The organism is Nocardia sp. GP40 (assembly GCF_050434125.1).
In the GTDB taxonomy this organism is placed as follows: Bacteria; Actinomycetota; Actinomycetes; order Mycobacteriales; family Mycobacteriaceae; genus Nocardia; species Nocardia albiluteola.
In genome coordinates, this window is the sequence record NZ_JBNPVW010000011.1 from 23,631 (window position 1) to 48,995 (window position 25,365).

A 25,365-nucleotide genomic window follows, 5' to 3' on the forward strand; every position below is an offset into this window, starting at 1 on the left:
TCACCGGGTTCGAGCAGGATAGCGAATTGTCGGCCATCGCTGAGCAAACTCTTGGTTGTAGTGGTCTCCGATCTACCCCCGATGTAGAACCCGAACTGTGATCGATCCGATAGCGTCGGCGTTGTGATCCTTTGCACGCCGATTCCGAATGATCCCGCGCTGAAAATGACATGAGTAGTCAATGATCAGGGGGCACATGTGGTTGAGGTGGGCAACGACCCGGGTGACGCCGCCATCGACGCCGAACAGCTGGCGCAGCGGTATCGCACCCTGGTCGAACACAGCCCGGACGGTGTCGTCGTACACGAGCGTGGCAACCTCGTCTACGCAAATCCGGCAATCGTGCGGTTACTGGGCGCTACCTGCGTCGCCGAGCTCCTCGGCCAACCCGTCGCCCGCTTCGTCGACCCTCGCGACGCCCCCGGCATGCGGGCCCGCATCGCCTGCCTGACCGAGACCGGTGACGCATCCGAACCCGCCGAGATGACCCTGATCCGCGTCGACGGCCGGCGGGTCGACGTGGAAACCGTGTCGGTGCTGACCGTCTGGTACGACCGTCTCGCCTATCAGGTGGTGATCCACGACCTGACCCCGCAGCGCCTCGCCGAGGCCGCCCAGCGCCGCGCCGAACTGCACTTCACCACCGTCGTGTCCCAGCTGGAGGAGGGCGTGGTCGTCATCGACCGCGGCGGCTGCATCGAGTCGATCAATCCGGCCGCGCTGCGAATCTTCGGGCACGACGGTGGGGACCTGGTCGGCACGGCGATCGCGGCGCTGCCGCTGTCCCTGCTGGACGCGAACGCCCAGCCGATGTCCGCCGCCCGGCATCCCGTCGCGCGCACCCTCGCCACCGGCGAGACGATCGCCAAGTACGTCTTCGGCGTGGACCGCCCCGACGGGCAGCGCCGCTGGCTCTCGGGGTCGTCCCGGCTGCTGAATCCCGGCGATCCGGACTCGCCCGCGGTGTCCTCGTTCAACGACATCACCGAGTTCCGGGCCAGCCGGCGGCAGCTGGAATACCAGGCCACCCACGACCCGCTGACCGGACTGGCCAACCGGTCCCTGGTGCTCTCCCGGCTGACCGCCGCGCTGGGCACCAGCGAGGGTCTGCCCGTGTCGACGGTGCTGTTCATCGACCTGGACGGATTCAAATCCATCAACGACACCCTCGGTCACGCGATCGGCGACACCGTGCTGCAGATCGTGGCCCAGCGCCTGCAGCGCAGCCTGCGCCAGGACGACGTCGTAGGCCGCATCGGCGGGGACGAGTTCCTGGTGCTGTTGTCCGGGCGCACCCTGCCGGTCGATCTGAACGTCTGGGTCCTGCGCCTGCGGCAGGCCATGGCCGAGCCGATCATCGCCCGCGGGCACCGCATCCACATCGACGCCTCCATCGGGATCACCCCGCTGCGTCCCGGCGACACCCGCACGCCCGAGGCGGTGCTGAACGACGCCGACGTCGCGATGTACCAGGCCAAGCCGGCCGCGCATCGCGACGGCGCGCCGATGGGGCTGCGGCCGAACAGCACACACGCCTCCTGAGCCCGGGTTCCCGGGTGGTATTCGTCCCGGCAACCCCGCGTTCACCTGCGAATACGGCGAGCGCGGGCAATGCCAACTAGAATCGACAACTCTGTTTTCCCTTCGCGTCGCGGCCCGCCCGGCCGACCGTGATGACAAGGAGTTCGTCTTGCCCGACCGCCTCACCGAGGATCACCCGGCGACCGGCCACACCGCCGAACTGGCGCGGGAGCAGACCCACCTCACGCTGCTCTACCAGCGTCTGGACGGAATGCGCGAATACGCCCAGCGACGGCTGCGCACGGTGCTGCTGGAGACCGGCGGCACCCCGCAGGCTCGCAGCGAGCGCGAGTCGTTCACCCAGCTGTACACCGAGGACCTGGCCAAGTACGACGCCGCCGAACACGGCCTGTGCTTCGGCCGGATCGATCTGGCCGAGGACGGCACCGCCGAGCAGCGCTACATCGGCAGGCTCGGGATCCTGGACGAGGACGACGACTACGCCACCCTGCTGCTGGACTGGCGCGCGCCGCTGGCGCGCCCGTTCTACCTGGCCACCACGGCTACCCCGGACGGCGTCACGCGGCGTCGGCACATCCGTTCGCGCAATCGCGCGATCACCACGGTCACCGACGAATACCTGGATCTGGACCTGGCGCGCGCCGAGGGCGCAATCGAATCCGACACCGGCGTGGGCAGCGAGAGCGCGCTGCTGACCGCGCTCAACGCCGCGCGCACCGGGCAGATGGCCGACATCGTGGAGACCATCCAGCACGAGCAGGACGCGATCATCCGGTCCGAGCACAGGAGCGTGCTGGTGGTGCAGGGCGGGCCGGGCACCGGCAAGACCGCCGTGGCGCTGCACCGCGCTGCCTACCTGCTGTACACGTACCGCAAGCAGCTGGACAAGTCCGGCGTGCTGATCATCGGGCCCAACTCGACCTTCCTGGACTACATCGGCCAGGTGCTGCCCTCCCTCGGCGAGACCGGGGTGCTGCTGTCCACGATCGGTAACCTCTATCCGGGAGTGCGTGCGACACTGGAGGATTCGCTGCGCGCCGGCGAGCTGAAGGGTTCGCTGGACATGATCGAGGTGCTGAAGAAGGGCGTGCGCGACTGGCAGCAGGTGCCCGCCGAGCCGATCCGGCTGAGCTTCGACGGCTACGAGATCACCATCGACCGCCGGATCGTCACCAAGGCCCGCGGGCGGGCGCGCTCGTCGCGGCGGCCCCACAACCTGGCCCGGCCGGTCTTCGCGGCCTCGGTGCTCGACGCGCTCACCGATCAGCTGGCCCAGACCATGGGCAGGGACCTGTCCGGCGGCCAGAACCTGCTGAGCCAGGCCGATCTGACCGAGATTCGCGACGAGATGCGCGCCGATGCGGAGATCCAGCGCGCGATCGCCGGCCTGTGGCCGATCCTGACGCCGCAGGAGGTGCTGGCGGGCCTGTGGGCCGATCCGGCCCGGCTCGCGCGCGCCGCCGACCAGCTCACGCCGGAGGACCGCAAGGAGCTGTTCCGGCCGGACGACGGCAACTTCGGCGCCGCGGACGCGCCCCTGCTGGACGAGCTGGCAGAGTTGCTGGGCATCGACGACGCCGAGGAACGCGAGCGGGCGCGCCGCCGCTGGCGCGCCCAGCTGGCCGAGGCTCAGGACGCGCTGGACATCCTGACCGGTTCCGCCCCACAGGATCTCGAGGACGATCTGGATCCGGAGATCCTGATGGCCTACGACCTGATCGACGCCTCACAGCTGGCCGAACGCCAGCACGTGCGCACCAGCCAGACCACCGCCGAACGCGCCGCGGGCGATCGCACCTGGACCTACGGCCACGTGATCGTCGATGAGGCGCAGGAGCTTTCGGAGATGGCGTGGCGAATGGTGATGCGGCGCATCCCGAATCGCTGGGTCACCGTCGTCGGCGACGTCGCGCAGACCGGCGATCCGGCGGGCGCCTCGTCCTGGCAGCGCATGCTGGAACCCTATGTCGCCCAGCGCTGGAAGCTCACCGAGCTGACGGTCAACTACCGCACACCGTCCGAGATCATGGCCGTCGCGGCGGACGTGCTCGCGGCCATCGACCCCGGCGCCACCGCGCCCCGCTCGGTGCGCGAATCCGGTTGCGCCCCTACCGCGGTCCGCGTCGCCCCCAGCGAATCGGTGGATACCGTTCGCGCGCTGGTGGATTCGGAGACCGACCGTCCGGGCACCACCGCGGTTCTGGTTCCGCACTCGATCGCCGGCGACTATGCCGAGCTGGCGGGCGACTCGGTGCGCGTCCTGACGGTCCCGGAGGTGAAGGGCCTGGAATTCGACGCGGTGATCCTGGTCGAGCCACAGGACATCCTCGACGAATCCCCCCGCGGGCTCAACGATCTCTACGTCGCACTCACCCGCGCCACCCAGCGACTGTCGGTGGTGTACAGCGGGGAACTGCCCGAGGTACTGCACGCGCTGGGCTGAACGCCCGAACGCGTGACGGCCACTCTCGTGACGAGAGTGGCCGTCAGACATGGTCGAACAAGCGGCGTGTCGCCGCGCGCCGATGCCTACCGCACGGTGTGGACGATCAGGACGTCCGAGCGGGACTTGCGGGCGACGTCCGAGGGGACCGAGCCGAGCAGGCGCCCGGCGAGGGTGTTGAGGCCGCGGTTACCCACGACGAGCAGGTCGGCCTCGACCTCCTTCACCAGGTTCAGCAGCGACTCGACGGGCTCACCGACGACAGCCTTCTCGACGACGTTCGTGGCGCCGGCAGCCAGGGCCCTGTCGCGCGCGATGCGCAGGATCTCGTTGGTGGGCGCGGAGCCGCGAACCTGATAGGCCTCCTCCTTGAGCACATCGGCCGCGGCGGCAACGTCGCGGTCGTCGGTCGGGTAGTAGGCGCAGGCGACGTACAGGGTGGCGCCCGCGGCGCCGGCCAGGGCGGCGGCCTTCTCGACGGCGACGTACGACGAGTCCGAGCCATCGGTACCGACGACAATGGACCGGTAGGCGGTGGTCATCTTTCCTCCAAACGTACAAGTGGTCGGGCGGCGCAGAGGAACCCGATGTTCGGCCTCCGCGCGGCAACTGCGCTAGACCATAACCGCTGCCGAGCCGGAAAAATCCGAAACTGCATCACATCACACCGGCATGCCGTGTCGCGCCCGCCACACATTTCCGAAATGGCCTTCACTACCAGCGCCTATTCCGCCGGACCGGGCAATGCCGCGACGCACACCGCAATCGCGAACGGTCCTGCGGCACTGGGATTTCCGTCACACGAGCGGTGCGAGCGGGCAGCCGATCACGCGAGCAGCTGGAGGTTCGCCCGGAAATACCGGGAGATTATCGTGAATTGTCCCAAATTCCCCCGGTAACAGGGTCGTCGACGCAGCGCCGCACGGCTCGCGGGCAAATGCGTCCCGGCGGTCACACTGCGGATCGGGCGTATTCCAGCGGCGCCATTCCAACCTCCGTCGCGAACTCGCGGCAGAAGTGCGCCTGATCGAAATAGCCGAGTTCGACCGCGAGCGCGGCGAGATCCTCGGTGCGTCCGTCGGCGAGCATTTGCGCGCCGTCCTGCAGGCGATAGCGCCGCAGCACCCATTTCGGATTTACGCCGACGTAGCGCCGGAACAGCCGCTGCAGAGTGCGGATAGACATGTCGTAACGCTCGGTGACCTGGTCGACGCGGGTCAGCTCGCGATCGGACTCCATCGCCGCGATGATCCGCAGGACCAGGCGGTAGGCGTCGTCGACGGTGGCGGTGCGGGCCGCCTCGCCGAAGAAGTCCTCGAGCAGATCGCGGCGGGTCTCGACGGTGGGCGCGGACAGCACCCGTTCGGTCAGACCGCGCGCCCGCGGCAGCACCTCGGTCAGCTCGACCGCCGCATCGCGGAACGATCCGACATCGAGGCCGGTGAACGCGCCGAAGCCGCCGGGCCGGAACTTCACGGCGAACGTCTCGCCCTCCTCGGACAGTTCACGCGTGAATTTCGTGGTGCACACCCCGTTGACGAAGCCGCCTGTCCGGGAGGTGGTGCGTTCGAAACTGACATTGACGCTGGGATACGACAGCACCTCGGCCACATAGGGCGGCTGCCCGCGCAGATCCCACTGCACACACCAGTACCACTCCACGAATTGCGACAGTTCCGGCCCGGCCGGCAACCTGGTCAGCGTGCGGTGCTCCTCCTGCCGTCGCGGGCGCAGGATTCCCTTGGTGACCTCCGGCGGCGGGACCGGAACACGTTTCAGCACAGGGTCTTTCGGGCGATCGGCAGGCGATGTCATCGGATGGCCGCCCCGCAATCCGCGCGCTGTCGCGTTCTTACAAGAGTCGCGCCCGGCAAACCGGCAGAGTTGTGCACATGACGAACAGCGTGAATCCGATCCCCGAGGGCTACCACTCGATCAACTGCTTCCTGGCCGTACCCGATGCCAACGCCGCCATCGAGTTCTATGGCGCGGTCTTCGGCGCCGAAGTGCTGAGCCGCAACGACCTGCCCGACGGGCAGGCCGCGCACGCCGAGCTGAAGGTCGGCGACTCCACCTTCCAGCTGGGGATGCCCATCCCGAGCGAGAACGTGCTGGCCCCGAACCCCGACTGGGTGCACACCAGCGTCGTGCACTACTGCCCCGACGTGGACGCGGTCGCGAAGTTGGCCCGGGAGCACGGCGCCAAGCGCGTGACCGATCCGGAGACCTTCGTCACCGGCGACCGCTTCGGCCTGGTCATGGATCCCTTCGGCCACCGGTGGGTGATCATGACCCGCGTCGAGGACGTCTCCCGCGAGGAGGCGGAGCGCCGCGTCAACGAGTGGATGGCGAACCAGTCGAACGAATCGGACCAATAGGACCCTGCCATGCGAGCAACCGGAACATTCAGCGTGAAATCCTTCGTCCCGACCGACGTGAAACCCGACCCCGCGATCCCCACGGCCGTGCCTGTAGGCGTTGCGCGGATGGAGAAGTTGTTCGACGGCGAGGTGTCGGGACGCTCGGCGACCCTGTTCACTGCGGCGTTCGATCAGGCCGCCGGGGTCGGGACCTATCTGGCGATGGAGTCGTTCGAGGGCAGCGTGAACGGCTCGGCGGGTACCTTCTGCTTCGCACACTCGGCCACGACCTCCGGAACCGACCGGTCCGCGGAGTTCTTCACGATCGTCCCCGCCAGCGGCACCGGCGATCTCGCGGGAATCACCGGTACCGGCGGCATCGCCGTCGACGCCGACAACACCCATCGCATCTGGTTCGACTACGAACTGCGCTGACCGACAACCTGACGAAGGCTCATCCGCCGCGAGTTGTCGCTGGCAGCCCTCCCCCGAGGGACTCATTTCAGCCCGGCGGCGTCCATGCCGCGCAACTCCTTCTTCAGGTCTGCGATTTCGTCGCGAAGTCGGCCGGCCAGCTCGAACTGCAGCTCACGGGCGGCGTTCATCATCTGGTCTGTCATCTCCTTGACCAGATCCGCGAGCTCGGCGCGCGGCATGGACTTGATGTCGCGGCCCTCGAAGACGCCCGCGCTGACCGCGCGCCCCGGCTCGCCCTGGGCGCGGCGGCCACGGCTCGCGTTGCGGCCCGAACCGCCGACCTCGACCGGCTCGTCGGCCTCGCGATACACCTGGTCGAGGATGTCGGCGATCTTCTTGCGCAGCGGCTTGGGGTCGATGCCGTGCGCCTCGTTGTAGGCGACCTGCTTGGCGCGGCGGCGCTCGGTCTCCTCGATGGCGTTGCGCATCGAGGCGGTGACCTTGTCGGCGTACATGTGCACCTCGCCCGAGACGTTGCGCGCGGCACGGCCGATGGTCTGGATGAGACTGGTGGTGCTGCGCAGGAAGCCCTCCTTGTCGGCGTCAAGAATCGCCACCAGCGACACCTCGGGCAGGTCCAGGCCCTCGCGCAGCAGGTTGATGCCGACCAGCACGTCGTATTCGCCCAGGCGCAGCTGGCGCAGCAGCTCGACGCGGCGCAGCGTGTCGATCTCCGAGTGCAGGTACCGCACCCGGACGCCGAGGCCGAGCAGATAGTCGGTCAGATCCTCGGCCATCTTCTTGGTGAGGGTGGTGACCAGCACCCGCTCGTCGCGTTCGGCCCGCTGCCGGATCTCGTGCACCAGATCGTCGATCTGGCCCTTGGTCGGCTTCACCACGACGTGCGGATCGACCAGGCCGGTGGGACGGATGACCTGTTCGACGAATTCACCCGCGCTCTGACCCAGCTCGTACGGGCCGGGCGTGGCCGACATGTAGATGGTCTGGCCGATGCGGTCGGCGAACTCCTCCCAGGTGAGGGGGCGGTTGTCCACCGCGGACGGCAACCGGAAGCCGTATTCGACGAGGTTGCGCTTGCGCGACATATCGCCCTCGTACATGCTGCCGATCTGCGGGACCGTGTTGTGCGACTCGTCGATGATCAGCAGGAAGTCGTCCGGGAAGTAGTCGATGAGCGTCGCCGGGGCCGAGCCGGCCGCGCGGCCATCGATGTGGCGCGAATAGTTCTCGATGCCCGAGCAGAACCCGACCTGCCGGATCATCTCCAGGTCGTACTGGGTGCGCATGCGCAGGCGCTGGGCCTCGAGGAGTTTGCCCTGGCGCTCGAGCTCGGCGAGCCGCTGCTCCAGCTCGGTCTCGATATCGCGGACCGCCCGCTCCATCCGCTCCGGGCCCGCGACATAGTGCGTGGCGGGGAAGATGCGGACCATGTCCACCTGGCGCACCACATCGCCGGTGAGCGGGTGCAGGTAGTACAGCGCCTCGACCTCGTCGCCGAAGAACTCGATCCGGATCGCCAGCTCCTCGTACGAGGGGATGATCTCGACGGTGTCGCCGCGCACCCGGAACGAACCGCGGGTGAAGGACATGTCGTTACGCGTGTACTGCACATCGACCAGCAGCCGCAGCAGCCTGTCCCGCTCGACCTCGGTGCCGACCTCGAGCTCCACCGACCGGTCCAGGTAGGACTGCGGGGTGCCCAGGCCGTAGATGCACGACACCGAGGCGACCACCACGACATCGCGCCGGGAGAGCAGGCTCGACGTGGCCGAGTGCCGCAGCCGCTCCACATCGTCGTTGATCGAGCTGTCCTTCTCGATGTACGTATCGGTCTGCGCGATGTACGCCTCGGGCTGGTAGTAGTCGTAGTACGAGACGAAGTATTCGACCGCGTTGTGCGGCAACATCTCCCGCAGCTCGTTGGCCAGCTGCGCGGCCAGCGTCTTGTTCGGCGCCATGACCAGCGTGGGCCGCTGGGTGCGCTCGATGAGCCACGCGGCCGTCGCGGATTTACCGGTACCGGTGGCGCCCAGCAGCACCACGTCCCGCTCCCCCGCCGCCAGGCGCCGATCCAGCTCCTCGATCGCGGCCGGCTGGTCGCCGGCGGGCTTGTGCTCGCTGACCACCTCGAACCGGCCCTCGGACCGCTCGATCGCGCCGATGGGCCGGAACTCCGAATGCGCCAGCGGTGTGTTGGCGTCTGCGGGAATCTCGGATGCGAAAGCCATGTCCACAGAGTAGGACCACCCACCGACAACAAGCAGCGCTCACCGCCCCGACCGGGCCGGTCACCGTTCCGGAGCCGGAGGCCGGCGACGAACGAGGGCGGCGGCGAACGCCACGGCCGCCGCCAAGGCGGCACCCGCGAGTATCAGCACCAGCAAGTGAGCTACGGAAACGTCGTGGTCGTGACCGATGACGTGGAGGATCCCGGCGCGTACGGCAACCGTCGCGGGGAGACCCAATGCTCCGCATACGCCCGCCGCCCGGAGCGCCCGGCGGGCGCGCCCGGTCGCCCGGGGACGAGCCACCACGACAAGGTACCCGTTGCACATGACCGCGGCCGCGAAGAATCCCCCGGCGGCCACGACCACCGCGAACACGAACAACAGTGGATCGGTCCAGCCCTCGCCGACGGCTTGCGTGAGCGCCAGTGCCAGTGCGGATGTCACCGCCGCGAGCGCGGTGACAGCAATGAAGTGGCGGCGGACGAATGCGATCATCGGCGCGCATCGATGGGCCCAGTGCTCCGGATCGCGGCCCGTCACGAGCGTCACCAGCGGCACCAGATCGTCGAGCCGATCACCGCGGCGAATGTGCGCGGAAGGCAAACGCCCCAATGCATTGCGCTGCACCGCCGCATTCGTCACCGCACCCGCCGTGAGCAGCGCGAGCGCGCCCACGAGCAACGGCGTGGTCGGCGCGCTCCACCTGCGCAGGCCGGCTCGAACCACGACGGCGATCCAATCGGCGATCATGGTCGCCGTCACCAGCAGCGTTGAGGCCGCCGCAGCACGAAGCAGCTGCACGGTGCGATAGCTCGGCTGGGGTTCCCCGCTGCGCCGCAACACCATTCGAGCCACCACCAGGCAGGCCAGGGCCGGGACCAGGAATTCGGTGAAGGACACCACCACGTCGTAGGGGTCGTTCTGCCACGGGCTGGCGGCGCGGACGGTCTTCACCTGCGTGGTGATCCACGCAAACGCCACGAAGCCCGCCGCCACCACCAGCGACCATCGCAGCGCCGACCGGATCTTCCGCTCGAGGTCCAGGTCAGTGCCCGCCACCGACTCCGCCATAACAACCACCACTTTCGTATTCGCTCATCGGGCACGTCTAGTACGCAGAGCGTAGTACGTAGCGCGTATTACGTCATATGTACTAGTGTGCGAGATCACCGGCAGTCCAGGAGGTTCGGCGATGCTCGCCAACGATGCCCAGTTGCTGGTCCTGTGCGCGCTCGCCGCAGGACCGCTGCACGGCTACGCCATCAATGCCGCCATCGAACAGTCCACCGGTCAGCGGCTCGGTCCGGGAAGTCTGTACGGAGCGCTGACTCGGCTGGAGGCGAAGGGGTTGATCGAGGCCGCCGACGGTTCCGGGCGGCAGCGCCCGGTCCGCCTGACCGACCAGGGGCAGGAGCTGCTGGAAAGCGAGTTGCGTTCGATGGCCCGATTCGCGTCGAACGGACTGCGGCAGCTCGGGGTGAATCCGGCATGAGCGTCGTCGAACGGGCACTGATTCGGCTATATCCGAGGCCGTGCCGTGAGCGCTGGGGAGATGAACTGCACGAGACGGTTCGTGCCACCGGTTTCCGTTCCTGGCCGAACGTCGCGACGGGGGCGCTCGACATGTGGCTGCATCCGACACTCTGGCCCACCCGCCACGGCGGTCAGCGCCGCGCCCGTGCCGCGGCCATGGCGATCGCGGTCGCGGGCGACGGCTGGTTCGTCGCGAACCTCACCACCGAGGACGGGGGTTCCCGCTTCCCGCCCATCCTGCACGGCTGCGGACTGGCATTGGCGGTGGGGCTGCTGCTGGTCGCCCCGCGCCCCAGAGGGAATCGCCGCGCCCTCGGCGTCCTGATCCGGCGTTGCGTACTCGGCCTCGCGCTGCCCGCCGTGCTCATCGCGGGGGTGGTGCTCCTGGTTCACACCGGAACAGTTTCCGCCGCTTCGCCACCGGCGCCACGGCTTGCGACGCTCGGAATCTGGTGGGGCGCATGGCTGTTGGCGGCGGCGAACGGCTGCCGGATGCTCGCGAATCTCGGCCCGGACATCGCCGTCGCGCCGGGCCGGCGACGCTCGATCGCCGGGACGGCCGTGCTGACGGCCACCGGCGTGGTCACCGCGGCGGTGCTGCTCGCCTTCGCCGTCACCGACACCGCATTCGATGTGGTTGCCGCGGCATCGGGCGTGCTGCTGTTCGCGCTGGGCATCACCCTCTCCGGAACGGTTCACGAGCTACCCTCGCTCACCGACGATGAAGACGCGACGCGCGCCTGACGCCACCCACACGCCCGGGTAATCACACCATCCACCCCCCTCTCATCTCGGGACAATATCAATTACACATGACCGGATCGCTCCGGTTGTGTCCGAATTGTCCGGTGCCGCAAGCTGGTTCACGATCGGTGGCGAATTCGTCACGACGCGCCACATGTGTGTTTATGCACACGCGCGGCAGGCTATCCAGGTGTACTGTCAACCCGGTTTCCCAGGCAGTTTCAGAAGGGCAGTGCAATGACCGGACTCCAACCATTGCGCACTGCGGCACGCACCCTGCTCGGCAGTGCGCAGCCGCACAGCACCACGCCGCGAGCCGCCGAGGCGCCCGCGCGAGTTCCGCACCGTCCGTCGATCGAATATTTCGACATCGCGGATTGCACCAAGACCGACGCCCGTGGCTTCGTCCACTCGGTGGAGCGCTATCACGCCGAGCCGTGGGGGCTCTATCTGATGCGCTCGGCCGATGCCTCGCCCGAGCGTTTCACCGAGACCTGGCTACTGCCCGAACCCGCGGTGCGAATCACGATGAGCCACGTCAACACCGCGCACGACCGGGACCCGGTGTATCACGTCCACGTCGGCGAGTACTCGAAAATCGAGCCGAAGCGATGGCGCGCGATCTGCCACTACATCGACATCGTCTGCCGCAACGGCCACGCCCCGGAGCTGCACGGTGTGGACGACCTGTTCGCCGCCCACGATGCGGGATATGTCGACGCCACCGAGGCCCAGCGCATCATCGAGCGGGCCAACACCGTGGTCTCCGGCATCGCCGCGCACGGTCATCACGTCGAGCGCTGGCTGGGGTCGCGCGGCATCACCCTCTCCTGGTTGTGACGCCGTGGTTGGCCCGGGGGTTGCTCACCGCGGCGCAAACACAATGACCGCCGGCGCAAACACCGGTAGATTATGCAGGCATGACGCAGGCACCGGCTGTTCATCTGCATCGGCCGAAGGTCGAGTACTTCGATATCGGTGAGCTCACCAACACCGATCCGAAGGGATTTGTGCGGACCGTCGAGCGCTATCACGTCGAGCCGTGGGGGCTGTACATGGCCCGCACGGCCGACCATACCGAGTTCCGCTACCTGGAGTCCTGGTTCCTGCCGTCGGTGTCGTTGCGCGCCACGGTCTTTCACTACACCCCGGCACACAACCGGGACCAGGACTACTACATCGACATCGGCGATTTCGCCGAGGTGTCGCCGGGCCGCTGGCGCTCGATCGACCACTACCTGGACCTGACCGTGCGCACCGGCCGCGACGTCGAGCTGCTGGACGTGGACGAACTACTGGCCGCCCATGCCGCTGGCTTCCTCACCCTGGCCGAGGCGCAGCGCGCGATCCAGGTCGCCACCACCGCCATCGACGGCATCGCCGCGCACGGGCACAACTTCGAGCGCTGGATCACCGAGGCCCACGGCATCACGCTGACCTGGATGTAGCGCGGCGCTACTCCGCCCGCTGAGCCCAGGCCAGTACCCGCGGATAGACCTCGTCGAACCACGGGGTCTTGACGGCGAGGTATGCCTCGATCGCCGCCTCCCCGCTTGCGCCCGCCGCGCTGATCTCCGCCTTGCGCTTGATCGTCAGATACTCCTCGCGCGCCGCGGGCTCCGCGCGCAGCCAGTCGCGGAACGCCAGCGCGAACACCTGCCCCGGCCAGCCGTCGACCCGCACGTGGATGTTGGCCGGACGGCCCGGATCGGCGTTGACATGGATGCGCTTGGCCCACATCGCCGGATCGGTGCCCGGCTTCGGATCGTCGGCCAGATAGGGGGCGCGCGGAAACCCAGCGTCCTGCAACGGTTCCCGCAGCGCATCGGCGGCCGCCAGGTCGGCGACCGTGACCTGGATGTCGATGACATCCTTGGCGGGCAGGCCGGGTACCGCGGTCGAGCCGATGTGATCGATGCGGCGGGCCGCGGCCCCGCAGGCGACCGCGAGCCGCCCGATCAGCCGCTGCGCCTGCGCCGGCCAGGCCGGATCCGGCGCGACCAGGCGCACCTCGCGGCGCGGGCTCCGGGTCCGGGTCCGCAGATTGCGCTCGAACGGCACCAGCCGCTCCTCCCACAGCCGGTGCACCTGCGGCTCCAGCTCGTCGGGGGTCCCGCTGTTGTCCAGCAGCACATCCGCCGCCGCGCGCCGCTGCTCGTCGGTGGCCTGCGCCGCGATGCGCGCCAGTGCGTCCTCGCGCGCGATGCCGCGAAATTCCCCGAGCCGCCGCACCCTGGTCTCGACGTCGGCCATGACCACCAGTACCAGGCTCATCACCGGGCCCAGCCCGTTCTCGACGAGCAGTGGAATATCCTGCACGACAATCGCATCCGCGGGCGCCGCCGCGATCAGCTCGGCTTGGCGCCTGCCGACCAGCGGATGGGTGATGGAATTCAGGGTGGCGCGGGCCTCGTCGCTGGAGAAGGCGACCGCCGCCAGCGCGGGGCGGTCCAGGCTGCCGTCGGCGGCGAGAATGCCGGGCCCGAATGCCTCCGCCAGCGCGGCCAGCCCCTCGGTGCCGGGCGCCACCACCTCGCGGGCGATGGCATCGCTGTCGATCAGGACCGCGCCCCGCTCGACGAGCATCCGCGCGACCGTCGACTTCCCGGCGCCCATGCCGCCTGTGAGACCGATTCGCAACATCCCTTCAGTCTCGCATCCGTCCCGCCGACGTGCGGGGCTCACCCCGCTGGACCGACCGGCCGAGCTCATCCCCTGGTCCGGTAGGCGTCAGCGCCGGACAACTCCGCCGATTACCCAGTTCCCCACCGCATTTCACGGCATATCGGGCACATTTCCCATTCCGTGACAACGACGATACCGATTCGATACTTTTTTCCGGACATCGCCAACCTGGAGCCCGATTCTTCCGGACACGCCGGGACACAAGTCGATCAAAATCAACTGCCGCACACTTTTGTTCCGCTAATGTTCGCCGCAGACCAGCAAAGCAAAGGAACACCATTGGGCATCCGAAACATCCGGACGGGGCGCCACCGACTGGGTACGCCGGGCGGGGTGCACTGCCTCGAAAACCCCGCCGTCGCCACCGCATTGGCGCAATACCGCCGGACCTGGATCATCGCTCTGATCAATCCGGCCCGTCACAGCTGGGCATCCATACGCCGGCGCACCGCCCTGGCCGCGGTTCCCTGGGTGCCCGCGACCGCGGTCTGATACGTCCGCCCGGACCCGCTACACCAATCCGCTGGGGCGGCGCCGGGTACCCCGCGGCTGGGTCGGCATCGAATTCGGCGGCACCGGATAGGGAATGGCTTTGTCCGCCGTGCCGAGCGCCATATTCGGGCCGCACTGTGCGGTTGCGGCGGCGGTCTTGGAATTGGGATCGGTGATTCGCGGCGGCACCGCATCCGGCTTGGACGCGAAATCGAAGGCCGAGGTCATATCGCCGGTGACGCCGCGCCGCCAGGCGGTCAGATTCGGCACCTCGACACCGAAACGCCGTTCCAGCAAACGCAATTGCGAGGTGTGGTCGAAGGTCTCCGAGGCCAGCAGCCCGCCCCGCGAATACGGCGAGACGACGAAACACGGGACGCGATAACCCAATCCGATGGGTCCGGCGACCCCCTTGGCCGCGGGCACCCGCTTCAGATCGACGGACAGGAACTCCCCCGGCGTGCCCGGCGGCGCCGTCGGCGGGGTCACATGGTCGAAGAATCCGCCGTTCTCGTCGTAGCTGACGATCAGCGCCGTCTTCTCCCAGACACGCGGATTCGAGGTGAGAATATCCAGCACCTGCATGATGCCGACGGCCCCGAAGGCGGGCGGCAGCGCCGGATGTTCGCAATTGAGTAGCGGCGGGATCACCCACGACACCGAGGGCAGCCGGTTGGCGGCCACGTCCGCGGCGAAGTCCGCGGGGAAGACCGGATCCTTGCCGCGCCGGGCCAATTCGGAGTTCGGATCCGCGGCCTGCTTGAAACATCCCAGCATGCCGTCCAGGAACACCGAGGAGATCGGGCCGGCGTCGCGGTTGTTGTACATCTTCCAGCTGACCCCGGCCGCGGACAGATTCTCCGGCATGGTGCGCCAGCTGTAGGCGTTCTGCGGCAGTACCGTCGGCGTCTCCACCAGCGGGCCACCGGCGACGCCCTCCGGATCGATGTGGGCCGACATCCAGTAGAGCCGATTCGGATCGGTCGGGCCCAGCACCGAGCAGTGGTAGTGATCGCAGAGGGTGAAGGCGTCCGCGAGATCGTGATGGACCGGAATGTCCTCGCGGGTGTAGTAACCCATCGCCGCGGGGCCGTTTCCGGCGCCGACGCTGGCGATCGACATCGGCATCCACTGATCGTTGCGCCCGCCGTTCCAGGCCTGGTGCATGCCGGGCCAGGTGTGATCCGGATCGTTGATGCACTCCCCGTCCAGGCTCGCGCCACGGGTGGTGTCGAGCCGGAACGGCACGATGTGTCCGTTCGGGGTAGGGCCGACGCCGGGTGCGTAGCCGCGCTGCTGCCAGGCCGCCGACTTGTCGCCGAATCCCCGCACCCCGGGCATCGTCCCGAAATAGTGGTCGAACGAGCGGTTCTCCTGCATCAGCAAAACGAAGTGCTCGATGTCCCCCAGCCCGCCCATGCCGGCGGGATCGGCGGCGTACGCCCGCTCGATGATCGGATTCGCCAGCGCGGCCATGGCGGCCACCCCGCCGGCGGTCATCGCCTTCGCGAGGAAGTCACGGCGATTGATGCCGTCGAAGAGTCCCATGCCGCAGAGCCAGCCTTCCGCATGATGTGAAACAGGTCAATTTCAAGCCCGAGGCGAGGCTACCGAGCAATCAGCCGAACGACCACCGGGTGGGGCCAAATCACAGACATACCTTAATGACCATGAATGGACCGATCGCCGAGGCGCGGGTCTCCTCAGCCGTCGAGCTGGACGCGCAGCACGTCGCCGCGGCCGGTGGCGACCATCAGATCGCCGCGGGAATCCGTGGCCACCGCCGCCATCGGGCCCGCGGTGAGCAGGGTACAGGTGCCGTGGCCGCCGGGGTCCACACGGACCAGATGACCGGAAGTAGTTGCGACATACAGGAATCCGCCGGGGCCGACGGCGAGGTCGTCGGCCAGGCCCAGGCCGGCGACCGGGTAGCTCCGGGAGGGAGCGGCGATCGGAATCCGCAGGATTCGCCCCTGTCCGGTCAGGTAGACCGTCGTGTAGACCGAATCACCGTCCACCGCAAGGCCGTTCACTCCGAAAACCTTGGTCTGCGCGGTCCAGGCCGTGTCGATGGTGGCGTCGCGGCGAACACGGACGACGCCGGATCCCGTATCGGCCACATACAAATTGCCCGCGGCGTCGAACGCGGCGCCGTTGGCCATGGTGAGTCCGCGCACGAAGGTCTCGGGCCGTGGCGCGACGGCGGTGGGGTCGAACCGGACGACACCGCTGTCGTGAACGCCCGGCAGCAGATTCGTCGAATTGTCACCGTAGACCACGTAGAGCAGTCGATCGGGACCGAGACGGATCGCGCCCGGCGAGGGCACGGTGACCGTCGCGGTGATGCGGCCTGCCCGGTCGTACCGTTGCACCTCGTTCCGGTACAGCCGCGATACCCACAGGTTGCCCTGCGCGTCGTAGCCGAGATTCTCGGCCCAGTCGACATAGGGGATGCCCGCGGCGACGACGGTGGTCGCGGTGGCACGCGGGCAGGACACGGGTTGCGACCGCGCGATCGCTGGCCCCGCGACACCGGCGGCCGCGAGGGTGAGAAAGGTGGCGCACGACAGGGCGATCCGGCGACGACGAATCCGGCGACGGGGCTGTACGGGCGCGGTCGGCCGCATATCCGGCACGAGTCCTCCTGCTTCACGAGGGTATTGCTGCAAGAGCGGCTCGCAGCGGGCTCAGTAATGGTAGGCACGGTGGCCGTCCGCGTGCCTGGGTGTGATGCCCCCAGGCACACGGTCACCGCGACCGGCTACCGTCGGCCAATCGGGCCAGCGCGGCCGCACTGGGGCTGTCCGGCTCGGACAGATAGACCATCAGCCGCTGGCCCACGGCCCCGCGCACGTCGAAAATAGGAACGCCACAGCTCGGCGAATTCGCCACTGGCTTCGGTGAGTTCGCCGATCACGTGCCGTATCCGGGAATCGTCCGGATACAGCGCGCCGGCCTGCCGCAGGCCCGCCACCATCGCCTGGCACGTCCACGTCCAGTCCACGCAGAAGCGGCGGGCGACCGGTTCCAGGAAGGTCATCCGCGCCAGATTGTCGATTCGCGGGAACGGCGAGGAGAACGCCTCGGCCATCCCGTTGACGGCCAGCATGTCGAAGGCCGGATTCAACACGAAAGCCGGTGCGGCCGAATAACTCTCCAGCAGTTGCCGCAGGGTGGCGCCGACCGTCTCGTGCGAGGCACGCGCGCGGGCGGTGCGATACCGGCCAGCTGGTACAAATGGCCATGTAGCGCCTCGTTCAGCAGCAGCGCCCGGCTCAGCGCCTCGAGTATCTGCGCGGAGGGGCGCCGCTCGCGCCCCTGCTCCAGGTGCGCGCTTGACCGGCGACGGTGTGAAGCCCGCCCGCACCGCGCCGGCGAGCCGCTGCGGGGTCGAGTACCGGATCAGCTTCTCGGCCAGCCCCAGCCCCGCAGCGTCGGAAATGCCGGTCGCGTCGTCGGTCAGTAGCGCAACCAGCCGCTCGGTCCGGCCAGAGGAGGCGGCAGCGACGAACGCCTCGACGACTCGGCGCGCGGAGGCACGGTCGATCTGGGAACTGTTGCCAGCGACAGCGATTCGACGCCGGGCTCGGTGGGCGTGTTGCTGGCTCCCGGACTCGGTGATGCCGAGGATTTCGGCGATCTCGGTGTGGCTGTAGGCAAAGGCCTCGCGCAGTACGTAGACGGCTCGTTCGACCGGCGACAGGCGCTCCATGAGCGTCAGCACCGCCAGGGTCACCGATTCGCGCTGCTCGACGGTGTCTGCCGGGCCCAGCATCGGGTCACCAGCGAGGAGCGGTTCGGGCATCCAGGCGCCGACCGCGCGCTCACGTCGCGTCGTCGCCGAACGCAGCCGATCGAGCGCCAGGTGGGTAACGATCTTGGTCAACCAGGCCTCGGGCACCTCGATGTACTGCCGGTCGGCGGCCTGCCACCGCAGGAACGCGTCCTGCACCGTGTCCTCGGCGTCGGCGGCCGAGCCGAGCAGACGGTAGGCGAGCGAGGCCAGTCGAATCCGGCTGGCCTCGAATCGCGCCACGTGCCTTCGGATTCGGCTACGACGAAATCGCGGCCGCAGTCGACAAGACTGCCGCCGCCGTGCATCAGATCGCCCACCGCGCCCCCCGCCACGTCGAAGCCCGCCGACCACGCCGCACGGTCACCACGCGCCAAGCCCAGGCAACCGTCGCGGCGTTCCGGCGCGCGCTCGAGACACGCGACCTGCAGGGCCTGCTCGACGTCCTTGCACCCGACGTCGTGGCGATCAGCGACGGAGGCGGTATCAAACAGGCCACACCCCCGGCCGGTCATCGGCGCCGACAAGGTGGCCCGGTTCATCGTCGGCGGCCTCACCAAGAACGACGTCACCCTCACCGTCGAGCCGACCACGATCAACGGCAGCGCCGCGCTGGCGCTGCACGTCTGCGGGGAGCTCGACGGCGTCATCGCGCTGCACGTCGAAGACACCCGCATCATCGGCCTCTACTTCGTCCGCAACCCACAGAAACTGACCCGTATCTACGCCGAAACCCCGCTCACCCTGCGGTAAACACCGGTCTCGGCCCTAATGTTCGAGGAGCAGACATGCCCGCACGAGTACCCCTCGCCACTGATCCGCTTCCTTCGCGATGGCCGACGGTGGCTACAGCAGTCCTCCTGTTGACCACGATCGTCGGCGTGTTGCTCATCGCCTTCGCCTGGCCGTCGGCGCGGTCGTCGGTCCACGATGTTCCGATCGCCGTGGCCGGACCGCCTGCTGCGGTCGCGCAGATCCGTACCGGACTCGACCACCGTGTGCCGGGTGGATTCGACATCACCGAAGTCGCCGACACCGCGGCCGCCGAACACCTCATCCGCGACCGGCAGGTATATGGGGCGATCGACCTCAGCACCGGCAGCTCGCAGGTCTTGGTCGCCTCCGCCGCCAGCACCGCTGTGCGCCGGGCCCGTCGGCGATGGTGCCTGTCTCGGCGCGGTGTTCCTTCAGCTCCGGCCAGTCTTCGCCGAGCTTCACGCGGTGACGGTGCGGTACTCGGTCAGCTTCGACCGACACTCGGAGCGGTTCGACGAGGCCGACGTGTTGTCGGCCCCTGAAAGGCCGTAAGCAGCGGCGAAAGTGCTGCTGGATCAGCTGATCTGGTGGGCGAGGGCGCTGCGCGAGGCCCGCGCGGGTCAGCCGTACCCGGAGGGCCCAACGCGGCCGCCGGCGGTCCTGAAAAGGGTGTAGCGGTCAGGCAAGTCGCGCCAGGGCTCGGCCGGTCGGAGCACCCGCATATACGTGTCCTTATATAAGGAGCGGGAGATCGTCCTACACTGTGGGGATGACAGCCGATCAGGATGTGCCCAGCGGTGTAGATGTCGCGGTGCTGCTGCGGCGGGCGCAGCTGCGCAAGCAGATGGCCTGCGAGGCCGCGCTCGCCCGGGTGGGGATGACGTTGCCACAGTGGGGCATACTGCTGGCCGTCGCGGCCGAGCCCGATTCCTCGACCCACGCGCTGGCACTGTTCACCGGGCAGTCCGATCAGTCCGCGGGCGCTGTGGTCGCCCGCCTCGAACAGCGCGGATTGCTCGAACGCAGGCCCGGTGTCGGTAAGGCGATTCTGCACAGGATCACCCCGGAGGGCGACGAGCTCGCGCGACGTTGCAACACCATCGTCGAGGACGTGATGACTCGTCTGCTCGCAGGCCTCACCGACGGAACTCTTCGGACACTGCGGACCTCGTTGCAGTCGATCGCGCAGGCCGCCCTCCCGGCCTCGACCAGGTCGGACCCCGATGATCTCAGCGGGCTGTCCGGGATCCGCTCCGCCACACATCCCTGATCGACAGGGTGTCCTCGATCCTGCCGGTGGGATCGCCGTCCACCAGCAGCAGATCGGCGCGCGCGCCCGGTGTGATCCTGCCGCGGTCGGCGAGGCCGAACGTCGTCGCGGGCACGCTGGTGGCGGCCCGCAGCGCCTCGGTCGGGGTGAGACCGGCCCGCACGAGCAGCTGCAGTTCGCCGTGCAGGCTGACCCCGTGTGCCATGCCGGGCGCACCGAGGTGGGAAGCGTCCGTGCCGGCGAGGATCGGCACGCCGGTCGCGTGCATTGCCTTCACCGCGGCCAGGGCGGCATCGAAGTCCCCGGTCGGGAATCTGTTGAAGTCACCGCTGAGATTGTCCATCCAGGACTGCGGTAGGCGACCGGTGACCCGGCTGTCGCGCGCCAGGTCGGCACCGAAGTGCTGGTTGGTGAGTGAGGCCAGCACGCTCAGCGTCGGGGTCAGGAACACCCCTCCCGCACGGAACGCCTCGACCAGATCGGGCGTGCCTGGACCGTCGATGAACAGGTGTGCGAACCCGTCCACACCGGCGGCCAGCGCCTGCCGGGTCGCCTCGATGGTCAGCGCGTGGGCGATCACCATGCGGTCGCGATCGTGTGCGGCGGCCACCGCCGCCTTGACGACGCCTTCCTCGACGACGGGGACGTCTTTGCCGAGTGTCTTGCCGCTCTCGATGAGCACCTTGATGTAGTCGGCGCCTTCCGCGATCCGCTCGTCGACGAAGCTGGCGGCGTCCTCGGCCCGGGCGACCGTCGGCAGTTCCGGGTCGTTCTGATTGCCTCGGAGCTGCGTCGGATGCCCGCCAGGTGCGGTCAGACCCACCGAGGCCGAACGGACATCCGCGATGTCGGTCCGTTCGGCGGCGGCGCGCCGAACCTCCGCCATCGTTTGCGGGAATGAGAACAGGTCGAGCTCGGTGGTCACCCCGAATCGCAGGGCATGGCCGAGCGTTTCCAGGTCGGCGTGGGTGTGCGCGTCGATCAGGCCGGGCAGCAGGGTGGCACCACTGCCGTCGACTCGCTCGGCCGCCGCAGGCACGGGTGCGCCGACCGCGACGATTCGCGACCCCTGCACTTCCACGGTCCGCACTCCGATCAACTGCTCGCCGTCGAACACTCGGGCACCCTCGATGACATATCGCGCCATGACTTCTCCTATATAAGTGTTGGTATATACTAAACCATAGACGCCGGCGCGGTGGCGTCAAAGCGACACGACAAGACTTCGGTCCGACCAAAGGAACGTGTGATGCGGCCCATCTCCGAAAACGACTCCGACCTGGCCAGTGTGCTGACCCTGGTCACCCATGAGCGGCAAGCCCGCGACCGGGGCTGGTGGTCCATCCTCGCGCGGTGCTACACACCGGAGGCAACGATCCAGTCGAGCTGGTTCGACGGCACCGCGGTCGAGTACATCGAGTTGTCCAAGCGAATGTTCGACCAGACCCCGTCCGGCCACCGCCTCGGACTGCCCGTCATCGACGTCAACGGCACCCGCGCGATCGTCGAGGTGCCGATGACCATCGAGTTCCGCGGCACTTTCCGCGGCGTCGAGGTCGACGTCGCCGCGCACATGCGGATGCTGCATCGCGCCGAGAAATGGGATGGCGGCTGGCAGTTCGCCATGTCCGTCGCGATCTTCGACCACGACACGATGACCCCGGCCATCCCCACAGCCACACCGACGCTGAACCCGGACGACCTTGCGCGCACTCGGCCGTCCTATCGCATGTTGAGCCTCTGGATGACCGAGCTCGGGTACACCATCCCGGCCGATCGCTACGGCGTCGACCGGCCCGCCGAGCTCACCGCGCTGTACGACGACGCCTACGCCTGGGCCGGCCTGCCGCACTGACCCGGCCTGCCACCCACAGCACATCGATATCAAGACCGGAGGGAAGCGGGACAATGCGGGAATTCATCGTCGAGCTCACCACCACCATCCCCGAGGGCACCGAGCAGTCCGAGGTCGACGCCCGCCGGGCCGCCGAAAACGTGCGAGTCAAGGAACTCACGGCGACCGGACACCTGGCCCGGTTGTGGTGGCTGGCGGTGCTGGGCACACTGCCGTTGCGACCGTGGATGGACGTCAAGGTCACCGCGCTGCGGCCGCACCACAACGACCCGACAGCGATACGTGGGTCGCGCTAGACGGACGGTCGTATGGGATCCCGGCTACGTGCGGATTGCGACCGACCGCGGCAGCCCGGTGATCCGACGAAAAAGCCCCCGGATCCGAATGGATCCGGGGGCCCTTCGAGCATGCGAATTACGCGTTGCCGGAGAGCTTCTCACGCAGCGCGGCCAGCTGCGCGTCGCTCGCGAGCGAACCGCCGGCCGACTCCGACGAGGAGGAAGACGACGACGAGCTGCTCGCCTGCGCGCCACTCTCGGAGGAGTAGTTCTGCGGTCCACCGTTGGCGGCCTCGGCGGCGGCGTCGGCGGCCATCTTCTCCATCTGCGCGGTGTGCATCTTGTGGCGACGCTCCGCCTCGGCGTAGCGGCCCTCCCACTCCTCGCGCTGCTTCTCGAAGCCCTCGAGCCATTCGTTGGTCTCGGGGTCGAAGCCCTCGGGGAAGATGTAGTTGCCCTGATCGTCGTAGCTGTCGGCCATGCCGTACTTCGACGGGTCGAACTCGGCGTGGTAATCCTCGTTCGCCTGCTTCAGCGACAGCGAGATCCGGCGACGCTCCAGGTCGATGTCGATGACCTTGACCATCGCGTCGTCGCCGACCGCGACAACCTGGTCCGGCACCTCGACGTGGCGCTCGGCCAGCTCGGAGATGTGCACCAGGCCCTCGATGCCCTCCTCGACGCGCACGAACGCACCGAACGGAACCAGCTTGGTGACCTTGCCGGGCACGATCTGGCCGATGGCGTGGGTGCGGGCGAACTGACGCCACGGGTCTTCCTGAGTCGCCTTGAGCGACAGCGATACACGCTCGCGGTCCAGGTCGACGTCGAGAACCTCGACGGTGACCTCCATGCCGACCTCGACGACCTCGGACGGGTGGTCGATGTGCTTCCAGGACAGCTCGGAGACGTGCACCAGGCCGTCGACACCGCCGAGATCGACGAACGCGCCGAAGTTGACGATGGAGGAGACCACACCCTTGCGGACCTGGCCCTTCTGCAGCTGGTGCAGGAACTCGCTGCGGACCTCGGACTGGGTCTGCTCGAGCCAGGCGCGGCGGGACAGGACCACGTTGTTGCGGTTCTTGTCCAGCTCGATGATCTTGGCCTCGATCTCCTTGCCGACGTACGGCTGCAGATCGCGCACGCGGCGCATCTCGACCAGCGACGCCGGGAGGAAGCCACGCAGGCCGATGTCCAGGATCAGGCCGCCCTTGACGACCTCGATGACGGTGCCCTTGACGGCCTCGTCCTTCTCCTTGAGCTCCTCGATCGTGCCCCACGCCCGCTCGTACTGCGCGCGCTTCTTCGACAGGATCAGGCGGCCTTCCTTGTCCTCCTTGGTGAGAACAAGGGCCTCGACCTCATCGCCCACGGAAACGACCTCGTTGGGGTCGACATCGTGCTTGATGGACAGTTCGCGAGACGGGATCACGCCTTCGGTCTTGTAACCGATGTCGAGCAGAACCTCGTCGCGGTCGACCTTGACGATGGTGCCTTCGACGATATCGCCGTCGTTGAAGTACTTGATCGTCTTGTCGATTGCGGCGAGGAAGTCCTCGGCAGTGCCGATGTCGTTGACGGCTACCTGCGGCGAGGTGATGGTGGTGGGCATATGTGGGGTTGCTCCGGACGGATTGTGGTCGGTAGTGGACATTGGAACTCTCGGTTTTGCTGTGACTGCACAGCTAGGGGGCTACGTTGGACCTTGCACAGCACATCGCCGTGTCAGCGCACAACGCTGTCCTGCCCTGAACTCACAGCTCACGAGTGATAACGGCATGTGCGTACCGGTACGCAAACACCGATGACACTCGCGGGAAACAGCGTACGCGACGGGTGTTGTACCAAGCAAACAAGGGTCCACCGTGTCGGAACCCTCGCCCCATGTCAGTCGATACCCTTCCATCATGCCGCAGGATCACCCCGACGTCCCGTCCGACGACCCCCACGCCCAGGCCAACGCGCTACTCGGCGCCGTCGGAATAAGCCGTGCGCAAATAGATTCCGTGGCCAGCGCGCGGGCCAACCGCCGTTGGTGGGACGCCGATGCCGAGCAGTACCACGTTGCGCACGCCGAATTCCTGGGCGTCGACTCCACCGACGGTGAGTTCGTGTGGTGCCCGGAGGGGATGCACGAGGGCGACTGGCATCTGCTCGGCGACGTCACCGGCAAGCGGATCCTGGAGATCGGCTGCGGGTCCGCCCCGTGCTCGCGCTGGCTCGCGGCCCAGGGTGCGCACCCGGTCGGGCTGGATCTCTCGCGCGGCATGCTCGAGCGCGGCCTGGCGGCGATGGCCCGCGGCGGTCCGCGGGTTCCGCTGGTGCAGGCCGGGGCCGAGGCGCTGCCGTTCGCGGACGAGAGCTTCGACGCGGCCTGCTCGTCCTTCGGCGCGATCCCCTTCGTGGCCGATTCGGCCGGGGTGATGCGGGAGGTGGCGCGAGTACTGCGGCCCGGCGGGCGCTGGATCTTCTCGGTGAATCACCCGATGCGCTGGATCTTTCCCGACGATCCCGGCCCGGACGGCCTGCGCGCCACCATGCCGTACTTCGACCGCACGCCCTACGTGGAGGTCGACGCCGACGACAACCCCACCTATGTCGAGCACCACCGCACCCTCGGCGACCGGGTGCGCGAGATCGTCGGCGCGGGCCTGGTCCTGATCGACCTGATCGAGCCCGACTGGCCGGAATGGCTCGACCAGGAATGGGGGCAGTGGAGCCCGCTGCGCGGCGAGATATTCCCCGGCACGGCCATATTCGTCACGGAGAAGCCCGCAAGTCGATAGTTCGGAGCGCCCTGTGACGGCCGGCCATGGTCACCGATCGCGGGCCTCGGAAGTTCGACCCCGATAGCGGTCGAGGTAGAGATCGCAGCCGGGCCACCGCGAATTCAGCAGGCGGCACCGACCCACAACCAACTGGATTGTGCGATCGCTCAAAACGTA

Annotated in this window: 24 protein-coding genes; 14 read left to right on the forward strand and 10 right to left on the reverse strand. The window is 68.1% G+C overall.

Annotated features, from left to right (window positions below; translation table 11 throughout):
• Window positions 1-198: 198 nt before the first annotated feature.
• Together ABH933_RS29280 and ABH933_RS29285 are read left to right on the forward strand one after the other, a co-directional pair.
• Window positions 199-1,542: a diguanylate cyclase domain-containing protein gene (locus tag ABH933_RS29280; RefSeq protein WP_429422544.1), complete on the forward strand. Its 1,344-nt coding sequence runs from the start codon at window positions 199-201 to the stop codon at window positions 1,540-1,542.
• Window positions 1,543-1,690: 148 nt separating this feature from the next.
• Entirely contained in the window at window positions 1,691-3,985 is a 2,295-nt protein-coding gene (locus ABH933_RS29285) for a HelD family protein (RefSeq protein ID WP_429422542.1), read from the forward strand.
• An 86-nt stretch (window positions 3,986-4,071) separates the two neighbouring features.
• On the opposite strand, the gene ABH933_RS29290 is transcribed toward ABH933_RS29285, so the two are convergent.
• The gene (locus ABH933_RS29290) at window positions 4,072-4,527 is read right to left on the reverse strand and encodes a universal stress protein (protein ID WP_429422540.1); all 456 of its coding nucleotides are present in this window, start codon (window positions 4,525-4,527) and stop codon (window positions 4,072-4,074) included.
• 409 nt (window positions 4,528-4,936) lie between these two features.
• Entirely contained in the window at window positions 4,937-5,800 is an 864-nt protein-coding gene (locus ABH933_RS29295) for an AraC family transcriptional regulator (RefSeq protein ID WP_429422538.1), read from the reverse strand.
• Between the two features lie 77 nt (window positions 5,801-5,877).
• On the opposite strand from ABH933_RS29295, the gene ABH933_RS29300 reads away from it, so the two are divergent.
• On the forward strand, window positions 5,878-6,363 hold the full coding sequence (locus ABH933_RS29300) for a VOC family protein (protein ID WP_429422536.1): 486 nt from the start codon (window positions 5,878-5,880) through the stop codon (window positions 6,361-6,363).
• 9 nt (window positions 6,364-6,372) lie between these two features.
• Window positions 6,373-6,780 carry a DUF3224 domain-containing protein gene (locus ABH933_RS29305; protein WP_429422534.1) on the forward strand — a complete coding sequence of 136 codons (408 nt, stop codon included), beginning with the start codon at window positions 6,373-6,375 and terminating at the stop codon, window positions 6,778-6,780.
• A 62-nt stretch (window positions 6,781-6,842) separates the two neighbouring features.
• On the opposite strand, the gene uvrB is transcribed toward ABH933_RS29305, so the two are convergent.
• Entirely contained in the window at window positions 6,843-9,011 is a 2,169-nt protein-coding gene (uvrB, locus tag ABH933_RS29310) for an excinuclease ABC subunit UvrB (protein ID WP_429422532.1), read from the reverse strand.
• A gap of 60 nt (window positions 9,012-9,071) precedes the next feature.
• Window positions 9,072-10,082, reverse strand: a complete 1,011-nt coding sequence (locus ABH933_RS29315; protein ID WP_429422530.1) for a hypothetical protein — start codon at window positions 10,080-10,082, stop codon at window positions 9,072-9,074.
• Window positions 10,083-10,203: 121 nt separating this feature from the next.
• On the opposite strand from ABH933_RS29315, the gene ABH933_RS29320 reads away from it, so the two are divergent.
• From ABH933_RS29320 to ABH933_RS29335, 4 genes are all read left to right on the forward strand, one after another.
• The gene (locus ABH933_RS29320; protein WP_429422528.1) at window positions 10,204-10,503 is read left to right on the forward strand and encodes a PadR family transcriptional regulator; all 300 of its coding nucleotides are present in this window, start codon (window positions 10,204-10,206) and stop codon (window positions 10,501-10,503) included.
• Window positions 10,500-11,288 carry a hypothetical protein gene (locus ABH933_RS29325; protein WP_429422526.1) on the forward strand — a complete coding sequence of 263 codons (789 nt, stop codon included), beginning with the start codon at window positions 10,500-10,502 and terminating at the stop codon, window positions 11,286-11,288. The genes ABH933_RS29320 and ABH933_RS29325 overlap by 4 nt, the downstream gene beginning before the upstream one ends.
• 237 nt (window positions 11,289-11,525) lie before the next feature.
• Window positions 11,526-12,128 (forward strand): hypothetical protein, encoded by a 603-nt coding sequence (locus ABH933_RS29330; RefSeq protein ID WP_429422524.1) that lies wholly within the window; start codon window positions 11,526-11,528, stop codon window positions 12,126-12,128.
• Between the two features lie 80 nt (window positions 12,129-12,208).
• Entirely contained in the window at window positions 12,209-12,736 is a 528-nt protein-coding gene (locus ABH933_RS29335; RefSeq protein WP_429422522.1) for a DUF402 domain-containing protein, read from the forward strand.
• 7 nt (window positions 12,737-12,743) lie between these two features.
• Here the strand turns inward: ABH933_RS29335 and coaE are convergent, their stop codons facing one another.
• Window positions 12,744-13,931, reverse strand: coding sequence for a dephospho-CoA kinase (gene coaE / locus ABH933_RS29340; RefSeq protein WP_429422520.1), 1,188 nt, complete (start codon window positions 13,929-13,931; stop codon window positions 12,744-12,746).
• Window positions 13,932-14,252: 321 nt separating this feature from the next.
• Between coaE and ABH933_RS29345 the strand changes: the two genes are divergently transcribed.
• A complete protein-coding gene (locus tag ABH933_RS29345; RefSeq protein ID WP_429422518.1) occupies window positions 14,253-14,465 on the forward strand; it encodes a hypothetical protein in 213 nt (70 codons plus the stop codon).
• Window positions 14,466-14,483: 18 nt separating this feature from the next.
• Here the strand turns inward: ABH933_RS29345 and ABH933_RS29350 are convergent, their stop codons facing one another.
• The 3 genes from ABH933_RS29350 to ABH933_RS29360 all read right to left on the reverse strand — a co-directional run bounded on the left by ABH933_RS29350 (window position 14,484) and on the right by ABH933_RS29360 (window position 18,501).
• Window positions 14,484-16,013, reverse strand: coding sequence for an alkaline phosphatase family protein (locus tag ABH933_RS29350; RefSeq protein WP_429422516.1), 1,530 nt, complete (start codon window positions 16,011-16,013; stop codon window positions 14,484-14,486).
• A 155-nt stretch (window positions 16,014-16,168) separates the two neighbouring features.
• Window positions 16,169-17,101 carry an SMP-30/gluconolactonase/LRE family protein gene (locus ABH933_RS29355; RefSeq protein ID WP_429422514.1) on the reverse strand — a complete coding sequence of 311 codons (933 nt, stop codon included), beginning with the start codon at window positions 17,099-17,101 and terminating at the stop codon, window positions 16,169-16,171.
• Between the two features lie 125 nt (window positions 17,102-17,226).
• On the reverse strand, window positions 17,227-18,501 hold the full coding sequence (locus ABH933_RS29360) for a sigma-70 family RNA polymerase sigma factor (RefSeq protein ID WP_429422512.1): 1,275 nt from the start codon (window positions 18,499-18,501) through the stop codon (window positions 17,227-17,229).
• 285 nt (window positions 18,502-18,786) lie between these two features.
• Between ABH933_RS29360 and ABH933_RS29365 the strand changes: the two genes are divergently transcribed.
• Complete coding sequence (locus ABH933_RS29365; protein ID WP_429422511.1) at window positions 18,787-19,011, forward strand: hypothetical protein; 225 nt, start codon at window positions 18,787-18,789, stop codon at window positions 19,009-19,011.
• Between the two features lie 772 nt (window positions 19,012-19,783).
• On the forward strand, window positions 19,784-20,284 hold the full coding sequence (locus tag ABH933_RS29370; protein WP_429422509.1) for a MarR family winged helix-turn-helix transcriptional regulator: 501 nt from the start codon (window positions 19,784-19,786) through the stop codon (window positions 20,282-20,284).
• On the opposite strand, the gene ABH933_RS29375 is transcribed toward ABH933_RS29370, so the two are convergent.
• Entirely contained in the window at window positions 20,244-21,431 is a 1,188-nt protein-coding gene (locus ABH933_RS29375; protein WP_429422507.1) for an amidohydrolase family protein, read from the reverse strand. The genes ABH933_RS29370 and ABH933_RS29375 overlap by 41 nt on opposite strands.
• A 102-nt stretch (window positions 21,432-21,533) precedes the next feature.
• On the opposite strand from ABH933_RS29375, the gene ABH933_RS29380 reads away from it, so the two are divergent.
• Both ABH933_RS29380 and ABH933_RS29385 read left to right on the forward strand, forming a co-directional pair.
• A complete protein-coding gene (locus tag ABH933_RS29380) occupies window positions 21,534-22,139 on the forward strand; it encodes a nuclear transport factor 2 family protein (RefSeq protein WP_429422505.1) in 606 nt (201 codons plus the stop codon).
• Between the two features lie 53 nt (window positions 22,140-22,192).
• A complete protein-coding gene (locus ABH933_RS29385; protein WP_429422503.1) occupies window positions 22,193-22,435 on the forward strand; it encodes a muconolactone Delta-isomerase family protein in 243 nt (80 codons plus the stop codon).
• Between the two features lie 118 nt (window positions 22,436-22,553).
• Here the strand turns inward: ABH933_RS29385 and rpsA are convergent, their stop codons facing one another.
• Entirely contained in the window at window positions 22,554-24,032 is a 1,479-nt protein-coding gene (rpsA, locus tag ABH933_RS29390; protein WP_215923285.1) for a 30S ribosomal protein S1, read from the reverse strand.
• Window positions 24,033-24,327: 295 nt separating this feature from the next.
• On the opposite strand from rpsA, the gene ABH933_RS29395 reads away from it, so the two are divergent.
• Window positions 24,328-25,206 (forward strand): class I SAM-dependent methyltransferase, encoded by an 879-nt coding sequence (locus ABH933_RS29395; RefSeq protein ID WP_429422500.1) that lies wholly within the window; start codon window positions 24,328-24,330, stop codon window positions 25,204-25,206.
• Window positions 25,207-25,365 lie beyond the last annotated feature (159 nt).

Coding starts and splice junctions, on each gene's coding strand:
- ABH933_RS29320 (WP_429422528.1), top strand. CDS start 10,204: ATGCTCGCCAACGATGCCCAGTTGCTGGTCCTGTGCGCGCTCGCCGCA.
- ABH933_RS29370 (WP_429422509.1), top strand. CDS start 19,784: ATGACAGCCGATCAGGATGTGCCCAGCGGTGTAGATGTCGCGGTGCTG.
- ABH933_RS29385 (WP_429422503.1), top strand. CDS start 22,193: ATGCGGGAATTCATCGTCGAGCTCACCACCACCATCCCCGAGGGCACC.
- ABH933_RS29305 (WP_429422534.1), top strand. CDS start 6,373: ATGCGAGCAACCGGAACATTCAGCGTGAAATCCTTCGTCCCGACCGAC.
- ABH933_RS29325 (WP_429422526.1), top strand. CDS start 10,500: ATGAGCGTCGTCGAACGGGCACTGATTCGGCTATATCCGAGGCCGTGC.
- ABH933_RS29300 (WP_429422536.1), top strand. CDS start 5,878: ATGACGAACAGCGTGAATCCGATCCCCGAGGGCTACCACTCGATCAAC.
- uvrB (WP_429422532.1), bottom strand. CDS start 9,011: ATGGCTTTCGCATCCGAGATTCCCGCAGACGCCAACACACCGCTGGCG.
- coaE (WP_429422520.1), bottom strand. CDS start 13,931: ATGTTGCGAATCGGTCTCACAGGCGGCATGGGCGCCGGGAAGTCGACG.
- ABH933_RS29335 (WP_429422522.1), top strand. CDS start 12,209: ATGACGCAGGCACCGGCTGTTCATCTGCATCGGCCGAAGGTCGAGTAC.
- ABH933_RS29380 (WP_429422505.1), top strand. CDS start 21,534: ATGCGGCCCATCTCCGAAAACGACTCCGACCTGGCCAGTGTGCTGACC.
- ABH933_RS29395 (WP_429422500.1), top strand. CDS start 24,328: ATGCCGCAGGATCACCCCGACGTCCCGTCCGACGACCCCCACGCCCAG.
- rpsA (WP_215923285.1), bottom strand. CDS start 24,032: ATGCCCACCACCATCACCTCGCCGCAGGTAGCCGTCAACGACATCGGC.
- ABH933_RS29290 (WP_429422540.1), bottom strand. CDS start 4,527: ATGACCACCGCCTACCGGTCCATTGTCGTCGGTACCGATGGCTCGGAC.
- ABH933_RS29295 (WP_429422538.1), bottom strand. CDS start 5,800: ATGACATCGCCTGCCGATCGCCCGAAAGACCCTGTGCTGAAACGTGTT.
- ABH933_RS29330 (WP_429422524.1), top strand. CDS start 11,526: ATGACCGGACTCCAACCATTGCGCACTGCGGCACGCACCCTGCTCGGC.
- ABH933_RS29350 (WP_429422516.1), bottom strand. CDS start 16,013: ATGGGACTCTTCGACGGCATCAATCGCCGTGACTTCCTCGCGAAGGCG.
- ABH933_RS29315 (WP_429422530.1), bottom strand. CDS start 10,082: ATGGCGGAGTCGGTGGCGGGCACTGACCTGGACCTCGAGCGGAAGATC.
- ABH933_RS29375 (WP_429422507.1), bottom strand. CDS start 21,431: ATGGCGCGATATGTCATCGAGGGTGCCCGAGTGTTCGACGGCGAGCAG.